This window comes from Frigoribacterium sp. 9N, from assembly GCF_902506305.1.
In the GTDB taxonomy this organism is placed as follows: Bacteria; Actinomycetota; Actinomycetes; order Actinomycetales; family Microbacteriaceae; genus Frigoribacterium.
In genome coordinates this window covers 910,901-924,505 of sequence record NZ_LR733392.1, presented here as the reverse complement: position 1 = coordinate 924,505, position 13,605 = coordinate 910,901, and the positions used below count along the sequence as shown (strand labels likewise).

General features: G+C 72.2%; 11 protein-coding genes. 3 read left to right on the top strand and 8 right to left on the bottom strand.

Annotated elements, in window-relative coordinates; translation table 11 throughout:
• The 3 genes from ARTHRO9V_RS07385 to ARTHRO9V_RS07375 form a co-directional block, all read right to left on the bottom strand.
• Nucleotides 1-984: hypothetical protein (locus ARTHRO9V_RS07385; RefSeq protein ID WP_159826439.1), on the bottom strand; the 984-nt coding region annotated here is incomplete at its 3' end.
• A gap of 282 nt (nucleotides 985-1,266) precedes the next feature.
• Complete coding sequence (locus ARTHRO9V_RS07380; RefSeq protein ID WP_056045637.1) at nucleotides 1,267-2,652, bottom strand: glycine--tRNA ligase; 1,386 nt, start codon at nucleotides 2,650-2,652, stop codon at nucleotides 1,267-1,269.
• 78 nt (nucleotides 2,653-2,730) lie between these two features.
• On the bottom strand, nucleotides 2,731-3,771 hold the full coding sequence (locus ARTHRO9V_RS07375) for an aminotransferase class V-fold PLP-dependent enzyme (RefSeq protein WP_159826437.1): 1,041 nt from the start codon (nucleotides 3,769-3,771) through the stop codon (nucleotides 2,731-2,733).
• An 81-nt stretch (nucleotides 3,772-3,852) separates the two neighbouring features.
• Here ARTHRO9V_RS07375 and ARTHRO9V_RS07370 point away from each other — a divergent pair, with 81 nt between their 5' ends.
• Complete coding sequence (locus ARTHRO9V_RS07370) at nucleotides 3,853-4,809, top strand: LysR family transcriptional regulator (protein WP_233568330.1); 957 nt, start codon at nucleotides 3,853-3,855, stop codon at nucleotides 4,807-4,809.
• Between the two features lie 32 nt (nucleotides 4,810-4,841).
• A complete protein-coding gene (locus ARTHRO9V_RS07365; protein ID WP_159826435.1) occupies nucleotides 4,842-5,513 on the top strand; it encodes a hypothetical protein in 672 nt (223 codons plus the stop codon).
• 11 nt (nucleotides 5,514-5,524) lie between these two features.
• Here the strand turns inward: ARTHRO9V_RS07365 and ARTHRO9V_RS07360 are convergent, their stop codons facing one another.
• Nucleotides 5,525-6,322: an isoprenyl transferase gene (locus ARTHRO9V_RS07360; RefSeq protein WP_236556963.1), complete on the bottom strand. Its 798-nt coding sequence runs from the start codon at nucleotides 6,320-6,322 to the stop codon at nucleotides 5,525-5,527.
• Nucleotides 6,319-7,062, bottom strand: coding sequence for a DNA repair protein RecO (gene recO / locus ARTHRO9V_RS07355; protein WP_123570177.1), 744 nt, complete (start codon nucleotides 7,060-7,062; stop codon nucleotides 6,319-6,321). Before recO ends, ARTHRO9V_RS07360 begins: the two co-directional genes overlap by 4 nt.
• Before the next feature lie 34 nt (nucleotides 7,063-7,096).
• Between recO and ARTHRO9V_RS07350 the strand changes: the two genes are divergently transcribed.
• Nucleotides 7,097-7,759 (top strand): trimeric intracellular cation channel family protein, encoded by a 663-nt coding sequence (locus ARTHRO9V_RS07350; protein ID WP_056045653.1) that lies wholly within the window; start codon nucleotides 7,097-7,099, stop codon nucleotides 7,757-7,759.
• Between the two features lie 450 nt (nucleotides 7,760-8,209).
• Here ARTHRO9V_RS07350 and leuA read toward each other — a convergent pair whose 3' ends face one another.
• The 3 genes from leuA to ARTHRO9V_RS07335 form a co-directional block, all read right to left on the bottom strand.
• Complete coding sequence (gene leuA, locus ARTHRO9V_RS07345; RefSeq protein WP_159826433.1) at nucleotides 8,210-9,970, bottom strand: 2-isopropylmalate synthase; 1,761 nt, start codon at nucleotides 9,968-9,970, stop codon at nucleotides 8,210-8,212.
• Between the two features lie 207 nt (nucleotides 9,971-10,177).
• Nucleotides 10,178-12,880 (bottom strand): bifunctional lysylphosphatidylglycerol flippase/synthetase MprF, encoded by a 2,703-nt coding sequence (locus tag ARTHRO9V_RS07340; protein WP_201298923.1) that lies wholly within the window; start codon nucleotides 12,878-12,880, stop codon nucleotides 10,178-10,180.
• On the bottom strand, nucleotides 12,877-13,605 hold a 729-nt coding region (locus ARTHRO9V_RS07335), incomplete at its 5' end, for an esterase family protein (protein ID WP_236556962.1). The genes ARTHRO9V_RS07335 and ARTHRO9V_RS07340, both read right to left, overlap by 4 nt.

Sequence of the window (13,605 nt, the reverse complement as noted above, 5' to 3'; positions counted from 1 at the left end):
CCCCTCAGGCGCCCCCTCCGGCTCCTCCCCTGTCGGCAACTCCTGCCTCGTGCGCTGCCCGAGTACGGCGAGCCGCCAGTTCCTGCGGCCTCGGGGGCCGAGCACCCGGGGCGTGCAGGAGTTGCCGACACGTGACCTGGGCGTGGGGCCACCCGCCGTGGCCACCAGGGCGTCGATCGCGGCCGAGGTGCGAGCCCACAGGTCACGCACCATGATCGTCCCCGCGCGGAACGGGACGAGCCCGTCCAGAGCGATGTCGGCGTCCTTGAGGCGGTCCTGGTCGAACCGCCTCTCGTGGTGCTCGCGACCGTCGGTCTCGAGACCGACGATGCCGTCGACGAGCATGTCGAGGACCTTGCCCGTGGTGCCGACGGGCACCTGCCGCACGACGTGGTGCCCGGCCAACCGGAGCCGCGTCCCGGCCGCCGACTCGAGGATGCTCTGTGCTCCCCCGTCGCTCCAGGCCACCAGGCCCACGGCATCGGCACGCTTCCGGGCGAGGACCTCGGCGGCGTCCTCGTCGTCGCCGACGAGGCCCATGCTGCGGGCCCAGTCGACCAGGATCACCGCGTCCTCGAGCGATGCCGCCTCGACGACCGCGCGGGCGAGGGCGTCACGTGGGTCCACCATCCAGGTCGAGCCTCGGGCTCCCAGAGCGACGGGGTCCCAGACCACCCGGACGCCCCGTCGACGGCGGAGGCGGGAGGCGGTCTCGGGTACCGAGACCGTGATCCGCGGGCGTCGCCACGACCAGGCACCGAGTTGGTGCAGGGCAGCTGCCCCCGTGAGCCGGCCACCCACGGCGACGGCGACGAACCTCGGGTCGTCGGGCGGCCACGTCGAGTACCAGCCACGTCGGGGACGACGGACCGTGCGGGCGCGCACGGCGACGGTCAGGTGGCGGTCCGTGGCACCCAGCGCGACCAGGTCACGCTTGTGCAGCAGGCCACCGGCATCGGAGACGAGTTCGGCGATCGTGGTCATGCCCGACAGCGTGCCGAGCGGTGCCCCTCTCCCGGGGCGGCCGAGGGCGGCTTGGGGACGGTGGCCGCGCGTGGCTCCCCTGGGGCCGAGACCTCGTCGCGGGGACTGCGACTCGGGCGACGGCAACTCCTGCCCCGTGCCTCGTGGGCCAGCGACACGCCGCGTGGGCGGCGCGGGTCGCGGCGGGAGGCAGGAGTTGCCGACGACAGACGGGCCCCCGTCGTGCAACGCGTGCACGACCGGGGCCCGTCGCGGAGGGGCGGGCGCGAGGCGCCCCGGCGGCTACGCGCCGAGCAGCTGCTCGGCCAGGTAGGCGCGCAGCCCGGCCAGGGGGATGCGCTGCTGGGCCATGGTGTCGCGCTCGCGCACGGTCACGGCGTCGTCCTCGAGCGAGTCGAAGTCGACCGTGACGCAGAACGGCGTGCCGATCTCGTCCTGGCGGCGGTAGCGACGGCCGATGGCGCCCGCGTCGTCGAAGTCGATGTTCCAGTACTTGCGGAGGTCGGCGGCGAGCCCGCGGGCCATCGGCGACAGCTGCTCGTTGCGGCTGAGCGGCAGCACGGCCACCTTGATCGGTGCCAGGCGACGGTCGAGCTTCAGCACGGTGCGCTTGTCGACGCCACCCTTGGCGTTCGGTGCCTCGTCCTCGGTGTAGGCGTCGACGAGGAACGCCATGAGCGAGCGGGTGAGACCGGCCGCGGGCTCGATGACGTAGGGGGTCCAGCGCTCGTTCTTGGCCTGGTCGAAGTAGGTCAGGTCTTTGCCCGAGGCGGCGGCATGGGTCTTGAGGTCGTAGTCGGTGCGGTTCGCGATGCCCTCGAGCTCGCCGAACTCGCCGCCGGCGAACCGGAAGCGGTACTCGATGTCGACGGTGCGCTTGGAGTAGTGCGAGAGCTTCTCGGCCGCGTGCTCGTAGAGGCGCAGGTTCTCGGGGTCGATGCCGAGGTCGACGTACCACTGGAACCGCTGGTCGATCCAGTACTGGTGCCACTCTTCGTCGCTGCCGGGCTCGACGAAGAACTCCATCTCCATCTGCTCGAACTCGCGCGTGCGGAAGATGAAGTTGCCGGGCGTGATCTCGTTGCGGAAGCTCTTGCCGATCTGGCCGATGCCGAACGGCGGCTTGATGCGCGACGACTGCAGGATGTTGTCGAAGTTGGTGAAGATGCCCTGCGCGGTCTCGGGTCGCAGGTACGCCATGCCCTGCTCGTTGTCGACCGGGCCGAGGAAGGTCTTGAGCAGACCGGAGAAGTTCTGCGGTTCGGTCCACGAGCCGGGCTGGCCCGTGTCGGGGTCGCGGACGTCGGCCAGGCCGTTCTCGGGCGGGTGGCCGTGCTTGGCCTCGTACGCCTCGAGCAGGTGGTCGGCGCGGTAGCGCTTGTGGGTGTGCAGCGACTCGACCAGCGGGTCGCTGAAGACCTCGACGTGCCCGGAGGCCTCCCACACCTGGCGCGGCAGGATGACCGCCGAGTCGAGGCCGACGACGTCGTCGCGGCCCTGCACCATGGTCTGCCACCACTGACGCTTGATGTTCTCCTTCAGGGCGACGCCGAGGGGCCCGTAGTCCCAGGCCGAGCGCGAACCGCCGTAGATCTCTCCCGACTGGAAGACGAAGCCGCGGCGCTTGGCCAGGGCGATGACGGAATCGAGACGGTTGGGTGCTGCCACGTGTGATGCTCCGATGAGTTGAGGCCCGAGCTGGGTGCCCGGTCGGTCGAGGTACCCGGCAACTCTACCGGCGGTGCGTCACCGGCCGAGCGCGACGGCGACGGCCTCGACGTCGCTCTCGTCGTTCCAGAGGTGGAACGCCACGCGGACGCGACCGGCGCGCCCCGAGACCACGAGACCGGCGTCGCCGAGGAGGCGCTGGTCGCGTCCGTCGGGATCGGCCCAGGTCACGATCGCGCGGCCCTGCGCCTCGATCCCGAGCCGCGAGCAGAGCGCGTCGCCCGTCCCGGCGGCGTGCGCCCAGGTCTCGTCGGGGTCGAGCGCGGCGAACGTCGTGAGCGCGGGCAGCGCCCCGGCCCAGGCCTGCCAGGCGGGCGACACGTCGAAGGCCCGCGCGTCCGTGGCGAGGCTCATGTCGGGGCCGTAACACGAGGCCCACACGTCGTCGCCCGCGTACCAGCCGGCCTGGGCCGGGACCATGGCCTCCTGCAGCCGCTCCCCCACGGTGAGGAACGCCACCCCTCGCGGGCAGCACAACCACTTGTAGGCGTGCGTGACGCTGGCGTCGTACCGCGAGGCGTCGACGGGCCGCACGCCGGCCGCCTGCGTGAGGTCGCACAGCGTCAACGCCCCGTGTCGGGCCGCCGCGGCGACGATGGCGGCGTCGTCGGCGACCTCGCCGGTGGCGGACTGGACGGCCGACCAGGCCACGAGGTGCGTGCCGGGCCCGACGGAGCCGGCCAGCTCGGCCAGCGGGACGCTCCGCACCCGGACGCCCCGCGCCTCCTGCACCACGAAGGGGTAGACGATCGAGCTGAAGTCGCCCGTGGGCACCAGCACCTCGGCGCCGTCCGGGACCGAGGCCGCGATGACGGCGACCATCGCCGACGTCTGCGACGCGATGGCCACGCGGTCGACGCCGACCCGGGCCAGCCGCGCGAACGCCGCGCGCGCCTCCTCGACGACGGCGCCGTAGGCGGCCGGGCCGGCCCGACCGGACGACCACCGGTCGAGGTCGGCGCGCGACGCCTCGACCGTGGACCGCATCGGCAGGCCCATGGTGCAGGCGGCGAGGTAGCCCGGTGCGGGGGCGAAGAGGTCAGGTCGGGGCGCGGTCATGTCCTCAGGCTCCCCCCGTCGAGACCGGAGGACAACCACCAGTGTCTGAGGCCGATCATCACCGCGGCTTATGATTCGTCCGTGCCCGACGACCTCGACCTCGCGTCCTTGCGCGTCGTCCGTGCCGTGGCCGACACCGGCACCATCACGGCGGCGGCCGCCTTGCTCGGCTACAGCCAACCCGCCGTCAGCCAGCAGTTGCGTCGAGCCGAACGCCAGGTCGGGCAACCGCTCGTGCTCCGCGCCGGGCGCGGCGTCGCCCTCACCGAGGCCGGGCACAGGCTCGCCGCGCACGCCGTCCACGTGCAGGCGGCCCTCGACGCCGCGCGGCAGGACCTCGACGACCTGGGCGGCGTCGCCACGGGCCACGTCACCCTGGCCGGGTTCCCCAGCGCGTCGTCGACGATCGTCCCCGACGTGCTCTCGCGCCTGCGCGACCGGCATCCGGGCCTCACGGTCGACTACGTCGAGGCGGAACCCCCGGAGGCGCTGGCACGACTGCGCGACGGCTCGGCGGACGTCGCGGTCACCTTCCGTCACGGGGGCGACCCCGGGGGCGAACGCGACCTCGACGGTCTGCTGCACCGCGCCTCCTTCGTCGACCGCACGGTGCTCGCCGTGCCGTCTGCCCACCCGTTCACGCGAGGCGACGACTTCGGCGGCCTCGCGCACGAGAGGTGGATCGGCGGATGCCCCCGCTGCCGGGGCCACCTGCTCGCGACCTGCGCCGCGTCCGGGTTCGAGCCCGAGATCGTGCTCGAGACCGACAACGCCCTGGCCGTGCTCGGCCTCGTCGCGGCGGGCCTCGGCGTCGCCCTGCTCCCGGGGCTCTCGCTCGTGTCCGCCGCCGTGCCTCGCGGGGTGCGGGTGGTGGAACTCGACGACGGCCTCGCCCGCGTCGTGCACGTGGTCCACGGGCGTGGCGGCGACCGGGTGCCGAGCGTGCGGGCGGTCCTCGACGCCTTCGAGCAGGTGGACGGCGACGCGCTGGGCCTCGTGCCGGTGCCACGGGGCGAGCCGTCCACGGCGCCGGGTTAGGCTGGCCCGACGAACCAGGAGAGGTGCAGGTCGTGCGCACAAGACTGACCGTCGGCATCGCCGTCTCGGTGCTGGCCCTCGTCGGGCTGACCGGCTGCTTCCCGAGCCTCGACGACCTCACCCCGGCCGGTGCGGGCGGATCGGCGTCGACCCCCGGCCCGGGAACCACCGGCGCGCCGCAGCCCCAGGTCACCGGGGCTCCCGGCACCGGCGGCGGCACGGGGTCGCAGCCCGACGCCCTCGCCCCCGGGGGCACGCTGCTCGGCCAGGTCAACTACAAGGACCTCACCATCTACGTCTACGGCGTCGGCGAGCTGACGACCTCGGCGCCCTCGATCTACGCGCGCCCCGACGGCACCGACCCCTACCCCGCGGGCACCGACGTCGAGGTCACGGCCTACGTGCTGACGAACAACTCGCAGCGTCGGCTCGACCTGACCGACCTGAGCGCCGACTACTCGTCGTACGGCAACGACCTCGCCACGCAGGACGTCTTCGCCGGGCAGGATCTGTTGACCCAGCTGGGCTACGAGACCTCGCTCGAGTCGAAGTTCCCCGCCGACAGCGCGAACTGGTACCTGCTGCCGGGCGAGTCGACCGTCTTCGCCAACGCCTGGTTCCACCGGGCGAGCGACGGACCGCTGACCCTGCAGTTCCTGTGGCCGGCCGAGCGGATCTTCCTGGGCGCCAACATCCAGTTCTGACGGGCGTCCGGTCAGGCCGGACCGGGGGCGTCCACCGCTCCCCCGAAACGACGGGTGCGCGAGGCGTAGGTCTCGACGGCCTGCCAGAGGTCGGTCCGGGTGAAGTCCGGCCACAGCCGGTCGAGGAACACCATCTCGGCGTAGGCGGACTGCCAGAGCATGAAGTTGCTCGTGCGCTGCTCGCCCGAGCTGCGCACGAAGAGGTCGACGTCGGGCAGTTCGGGAGCGTACAGCCGCTTCTGGATCAGCTTCTCGCCGACGGCCGAGGGCTTGAGCCGACCGGCGGCGACGTCGTCGGCGATCGAGCGCACCGCGTCGGCGATCTCGGTCCGCCCGCCGTAGTTGACGCACATCGTCAACGTCAGGACGTCGTTGCCCTGGGTCAGCTCTTCGGCGAACTGCAGTTCCCTGATCACCGACCCCCACAGCCGCGGCTTGCGCCCGGCCCAGCGGACCCGCACGCCCCAAGCGTTCAGCTGGTCGCGACGTCGGTGCAGCACGTCACGGTTGAAGCCCATCAGGAAGCGCACCTCGTCGGGCGAGCGCTTCCAGTTCTCGGTCGAGAACGCGTACACGCTGAGGTGCTTCACGCCGATCTGGATCGCCCCGGCGACCACGTCGAGCAGCGACATCTCGCCGGCCTTGTGGCCCTCGACACGGGTGAGCCCGCGCCCGTTCGCCCAACGGCCGTTGCCGTCCATCACGATCGCGACGTGCTCGGGCACGGCGCCCCGCGGCATCTCGGGCGGGTGGACGCCGGTCCAGTCGAGGGGGCGGAAGTCGGCGGCGTCGCGGTGGGTCTTCTTCACGGTCTCTCTCTTCCGGGCACCCGGTCGACGTGCTGCAGCGATCGCAGTCCCCGTTCGAGGTGCCACTGCGTGTAGGCGGCGACGACGCCGCTCGCCTGGTTGCGGGTCGCGTCGGGTGCGTCCTCGGCGTGGTCCCAGTCCCCCGTGAGCAGCGCGCCCAACAAGGCCAGCGCCTCCTGCGTCAAGCGCGGAGCGCCGGGAGGCGCGTGCGAGTCGGCCACCACGCCACCGAGCTGGACGACGAAGGCCGAGTGCGGCCCGGGGGCACCGGTCACGGCGCAGTCGCCGAAGCTCGGCGACCAGCCCGCGATGCTGAGCGCACGCAAGAGGTACGAGTCGAGCGTGAGCTGGGGCGCGTGCTCGTGCCGCGCGAGCGAGCGGAGGGCCCCGACGAGCAGGAGGTACTGCTGCAGACCCGCCTCGGCCTCGGTCAGCTTGTCGGCCGTCTCGACCATCACGCTGCCGGCCGTGTAGCTCTCGTAGTCGGCCGCGATCACGGCACCGTACGAGCCGAGCGACTCGGCCTGCTGCACGATGTCGAGCGAGCGACCCTCGTAGAGCTGCAGGTCGGCGACCATCATCGGCTCGAGGCGCGCACCGAACTTCGACGCCGTGCGTCGGACGCCCTTGGCCACGGCCCGGATCTTGCCGTGGTTGCGGCTGAGCATCGTGAGGATGCGGTCGGCCTCACCCAGCTTGTGGGTGCGCAACACGACGCATTCATCACGGTAGACGGGCACCGACCAAGCATCGCACGCGTGGTACAAACGTCAGGTGCACGCCACAGCCTTCGCCGTACCCCTGTGGGTGGACCTCCTCGCCGTCGGCATCGGCAGCCTTCAGGGGGCGATGTTCGCGTCGGAGTACAAGGACCGCCGTCTCGACCTGCTCGGCATCGCCATCATCGGCATCGCCACCGGGCTCGGCGGCGGCGTGCTGCGCGACGTGCTGCTCGGCGAGGTGCCGCGCGCCATGTCGAGCAACTGGTACCTGCTCGTCGCCGTCGCCGCGGCGATCGTCGGCATGGCGCTCCAGCGCGTGTTCACCCGGCTGGCCGGGGTCATCACCGTGCTCGACGCGCTGACCATCGGCCTGCTCGGCGCGATCGGGTCGACAAAGGCGCTCTCGCTCGGACTGCCCGAGATCCCGGCCGTGTTCGTCGGGGTCATCGCGGCCGTCGGCGGCTCGGTGCTCCGCGACCTGCTGATGAACCTCACCATCGCGATGATGCACGTGGGATCGCTCTACGCCGTGGCGGCGGCCGGCGGCACCGTCGTGCTGGTCGTGGCCGTGACGCTCGGCGCACCCGTGGCCGTCTCCGCGATCGCGGGCACGTCGATCACCCTGGTCATCCGCATGCTGGCGGTACGGTTCGGCTGGACCCTGCCCGAGCAGCGCGCCCTCAGCCGGCTGCCCCGCTGGCGTCGTCCGCGCTGAGTCCGGCTGCCGTCTCGGCGCCCGGGCCCGTCGCCCGGCCGCTCGCCCCTCGTCGGATCCGGCGCCCCTCGTCGGGCCCGGGCTGCACCCCGTCGCCAACTCCTGCCCCTTGCGCCAGCTCACCCCGACACGCCGCACCCCCGCACCCGCGCGCGACACCAGGCAGGAGTTGCCCGCACCCGTCGGGAACTCCTGCCCCCTGCGCCAGCACAGCCCCACACGCCGCACAGCCGCGCCCTCGCGCGGCACCGGGCAGGAGTTGCCCGCACCCGTCGGGAACTCCTGCCCCCTGCGCCAGCACACCCGGACACGCCGCACATCGGCGCCTGCGCGCTACACGAGGCAGGAGTTGCCGACGACCGCAGGCGCGAGACAGCCGGCACGACGACGCCCCCGGCACCGCGAGGGCACCGGGGGCGGGTCGAGTCTGGGCGGGACGGGACGGGACGGTCAGACCGACGCGAGCTCGCGCACGTCGGTCGTCGTGCGGATGGCGCGGTTCACCGCCGAGACGATGGCCTTGAGCGACGCCGTCGAGATGTCGGCGTCGATGCCGACTCCCCAGAGCCGCGTGCCGTCGACGTCGAGCTCGACGTAGGCCGCAGCCTGGGCGTCGCCCGAGGCGCTGAGGGTGTGCTCGACGTAGTCGTAGAGCTTGACCTGGACGCCCTGCTCGGCGAGGACGGCGATGAACGCCGCGATGGGCCCCGTGCCCCGGGCCGACGTCGACTCGACCGTCTCGCCGACCCGCAGGTCGACGTCGAGGACGGTCTCGCCCGACATGTCGCTCGCGGTGCTCGTCCGGGTCAACTCGAAGCGACCCCACTTGTCGTCGGCCTCGTCGGCGGGGAGGTACTCGTCCTGGAAGATCGACCAGATGTGGGCGCTCGTCATCTCGCCCCCCTCCTGGTCGGTACGCGACTGCACGACGCCGCTGAACTCGATCTGCAGCTTGCGCGGCAGGTCGATGGCATGGTCGGCCTTCAGCAGGTAGGCCACACCGCCCTTGCCCGACTGCGAGTTGACGCGGATGACCGCCTCGTAGCTGCGCCCCAGGTCTTTGGGGTCGACCGGCAGGTACGGCACCGCCCACTCGAGCGCGTCGACGTCGACCCCGCGCGACGCCGCGGTCGCGGCCATGGCCTCGAAACCCTTCTTGATGGCGTCCTGGTGCGAACCGGAGAACGCCGTGTAGACGAGATCGCCGGCCCAGGGGCTGCGCTCGTGCACGGGCAACTGGTTGCAGTGCTCGGCGGTGCGCTTGACCATGTCGAGGTCGCTGAAGTCGATCTGCGGGTCGATGCCCTGGGTGAACAGGTTGATGCCCAGCGCGACGAGGTCGACGTTGCCCGTGCGCTCGCCGTTGCCGAAGAGGCAGCCCTCGATGCGGTCGGCGCCGGCCAGGTAGCCCAGCTCGGCGGCCGCGATGCCGGTGCCCCGGTCGTTGTGCGGGTGCAGCGACAGGATGACGCTGTCGCGACGGGCCAGGTGACGGTGCATCCACTCGATCGAGTCGGCGTAGACGTTGGGGGTCGCCATCTCGACGGTCGCCGGCAGGTTGACGATCACCGGTCGCGAGGGCGTCGCGTCGAAGGCCTCGATCACCTGGTTGCAGATGTCGAGCGCGAAGTCGAGCTCGGTGCCGGTGTAGCTCTCGGGCGAGTACTCGTAGAACACGGCCGTCTCGGGGATGGTCTTCTCGGCCTCGAGGCACAGGCGGACGCCCTCGAGGGCGATGTCGACGATGCCCTGCCGGTCGGTGCGGAACACGACGTCCCGTTGCAGCACGCTCGTCGAGTTGTACAGGTGGACGATGGCCTGCTTGGCGCCGGCGATCGACTCGTAGGTGCGGGCGATCAGGTGCTCGCGCGCCTGGGTCAGCACCTGGATCGTGACGTCGTCGGGGATGGCCCCCTCGTCGATGAGGCTGCGGACGAAGTCGAAGTCGGTCTGCGAGGCGCTCGGGAAGCCGACCTCGATCTCTTTGTAGCCCATGCCGACCAGCAGGTCGAACATGATGCGCTTGCGCTCCGGGCTCATCGGGTCGATCAGCGCCTGGTTGCCGTCGCGCAGATCGACGGCGCACCAGCGGGGTGCCTCGGTGATGCGCTGGGACGGCCAGGTGCGGTCGGGCAGGTCGACGGCGATCTGCTCGTGGAAAGGCCGGTACTTGTGGATCGGCATGGCCGACGGCTGCTGTGCGTTCTTCATGTCCTGTGGTCTCTCTCGCCCTCGAGGGGCTGCTCTTCGCGGGGGTGTCGGCCGACGACGAACTCCGCGACGAGGGGGGCCTGGGTCAGGACTCGCCGCGGCAGCTAAGGAGGAGCAGGCCGGTGAACACGTGACGAGGCTAGCACCGACCGAGGAGGCGCGGGTCGTCGCGGACCGGCACCGCGCCTCCTCGGCTCCCCCGCCCGATCAGACCACCGTGCGGACGAGCCGCACGACGGCCCCGACCGAGAGGTCGGGCAGGTAGGCGCGGCCGAGTGCCGTGCCGATGGCCGGGAGCTGCACCGGATCGGGGAACGCCATGACGAGCGGGACGAAGTCGGGCTGGAACTTCTTCTTGAACGCCAGCAGGGTGCGGAACCCGTAGGCCGGCTCCAGCACGCGCCCGAGGAAGGCGAGCACGCGCTCCGTCTGCGTCGACGGCCCGTCGGACGGCGCACCGGTCGCCAGCGGCGCCGCCGACAGGCTCAGGAACTCGACGCCCTGCTCCTTCATCGCCAGGGCCGACGAGGCGATGACGAACTCCATGACGCCGTTCATGCTGTCCGGCCGACGCCGCATGAAGTCGAGCGTCCAGCCGACGACGACCCCGTCGCGCCACGAGGGCAACCAGCTCGTCACGGCCTGGACCGAGTCGTCCTCGTCGAGGGCGAGCATCAGCGCCACGTCGGGGTCGCGCAACTCGTCGACGCCACCGAGGGTGAAGCCCATCTCGGGCAGGTCCTTCTCGGCGACCCACTGCTCGCTGATCTCACCGATCTGACGGGCGACGGCGGGACGGAGGTCGGCGTACCGGGTCCATTCGGCCCGGACGCCGTTCTTCGTCGCACGGTTGATGCTCGACCGGACGTCCTGCCACTTCTTGCCCGTCATCGCGAAGGTGGCCGGGTGCAGCACCGTCTCCTCGCCGACGGGCAGCGTCGCCCACCCCATCTCGTCGTAGACGGGCGAGAGCTCGCCGCGCACGCTGTAGAAGACCGGGGTGAGGCCCTGGTCGTCGCACCACCGGGCGAACTCGCGGGTCACCTCGCGGAGCCGGTCGGCCGCGCAGAGCGGCTCGCCCGTGGTGATCGCGATGCCTGCGACGACGCGATAGGCGACCGCGGCGAGGCCGTCCTCCGTGAACCAGTACCGGTTGCCCTCCCAGAGGGCCATGTGCGACAGCGTGCCGGGGGTCCCGCGGTGGACGATGTCGCGCACCTGGGTGCGCGCCGCGTCGGGACGGACGTCCCCCGGCCGGGTCGCGCCCACCCCGAGCCCGACCAGGACGACGAGCCACCAGACCGGCCCCACCCACTCGAAGGCGGCCCGGACGAGCCCGCCGTCCGGCACCGGTCCGATGCGGGTGAGCCCGACGAACCCGACCGGCACGAAGCGTTCGGGCACGTCCAGCAGCAACGTCCACGGTTCGATCGTCGGGACGAAGGAGGCGCGCCCCAGCCACCCGACGACGGCGAACGTCACCGCCAGCACCAGACCCGACAGCACGACGGCGAGCGCGAACCGCGGTCGTCGCGTCCCCTCGGCACCGACGCCGAAATGACGGCGCAGGAGGAACAGTCCGAGGGCCACCGCGGCCGGCACGGCGACCGCCAGCCCGGCGAGCACCACCCTCTCGACCACGTGTCGGGGCTGGTCGACCACCGGATCGGTCGTGACGGGCAGCACCACGTAGTACAGACCGGCGAAGAGGGCGAGGAGCCCGTTGACCGCGACGGCCACGTCGAGGGCGAGGCGACGACCCCGCCGCAGGTACCAGGCGCAGAGCAGCAGCACGGCCAGCGGCAGCAGGCTCAGCAGGACCGTCGGGACGGTGTCGATGCCGGCGAGGGCCGCGGCGCGCGCGCAGGCTCCGATCGGAGGCGCGTGCCGATCCGGTGCGCCCTGTCCCGCGGCCGCGCACGCGGCCGAGAGCGACCGCCCGGGGAGGACGTCGCGGAACAGCATGCCGAGGGGCGAGAGGGCCCCGATCGGGCTGCGGGTGAGGAGGGTCAGGACGGGACCCAGCGCGGTCACCGCGACGATGGTCGACGCGAGGCGGCGTACCTCGTGGTGCGAACTGCGCGACCAGCCGCGTTCGGCGGGGCGACCGGTCAGCACCACCCCGAACGCGAGCCCGACGAGGGCGCCGATCAGCGCGTAGAGACCGGACGGGTGCCCGTCGTAGAGCACGAAGGCGAACACGCACGAGAATCCGACCAGCCGGATGCGCCGTCGCCAGAGGGGTCCGGAGAACGCGCTGGCGGTCATGATCGTTCCGAGGGCGGGGGTGAGCGGGTGGAGGGTGGACTCGGCCGCCACCTCGAGGGCCCAGGTCTCGCCGATCGCCTGCCCCAGGGCCTGCACCGCCACGCCGACCCCGGTCGCGACGACGGCCGTCACGAGGTAGGCGGCCACCGTGCGGGACCAGCCCATGCGACGCTCGGCGGTGCCCACGAGGACGAGCACGCCGACCACGGCCAGGACGAGCTGCGCAGGACTGCCGGCGAAGAACACCGAGCCGACGACGAGCAGCCATGAGGTGCGGTCCTCGAAGGGGTCGAGACCCGCTCCGACGAGGTCGCGCAGGCGCTCGCTCGGCGCATGCGTCACGCTGCCCGAGGCGAGCGCGAGCACGACGAGCAGCAGCGCGAGGGCGAGACTGACGGGACGGCCGTCGACGAACGCCACCACGTGGGTCGCGACGCCGTCCACGAACCGGCGCGCACGCCCCGGCTCGTGGGGATCGGGCTCGTGGGATGCCGGACCGGGGGGTGCCGTCGTGGAGGCCGTCGGCACCGTCGGTGCGCCGGCGTCGGCTCCGGCACCGGCGTCGGCCCCGGCACCGGCGTCGGCCCCGGCACCGGCGTCGGCCCCGGCACCGGCGTCGGCTCCGGCCAGCTCGCCGCTCACGGTGTCTGCACCGTCGCGCTCAGGCCGAGGCGCGGGTAGAACTGTCCGATGCCGTGGGCGAAGCCGTTCGTCGCGGTCGTCCAGTCGTGCCCGCTGCCCGGGGAGACGTAGCGCGTCACCGTCATGCCGGCCTTCGCCGCGGCCGCCGAGTTCGCGGTCATGATCTGGCCGTACCGACCGTCCGTGGCACCGACGGCGAAGAACGCCGCGGTGTCCGCGTAGGGCCCGTGCGCGGCCATGATCGCCTGCGGTTGGGCCGCCTCGTAGGCCGCTCGGTTCCCGGCGAACCCCTGGTCGATCGTGGTCTTCTCGTCGCCGATCGAGGGGCCGAGCTCACCCGACACGTCGATGAAGGTCGAGAACAGGTCGGGCCGTGCCGACGCGAACTGGATCGAGCAGGTGCCCCCCTGCGAGAACCCACCGATCTCCCATGCCCGCGGCCCGGTGGCGACGTGGAAGTGACTCGTCATGTAGTCGACCACATCGGTGGTGATGTACGTGGCGCTGTTGCCCAGGGCGCCGTCGACGCACATCGGGTTGTGGGCGTCGGCGCTCAGCTGGTCGGGCACGACGACGATCGGCGCGAGCCCGTGGTTCTTCGCCGCGAAGGCGTTCAAGGTCTCGACGAGGTGGCCGGCCGTGATCACCGAACTCGGTTCGGCCGGTTGCCCCGAGAGCATGATCATCACGGGAAGGGCGGGGGCGTCGGCCACGAGGGCCGCCGG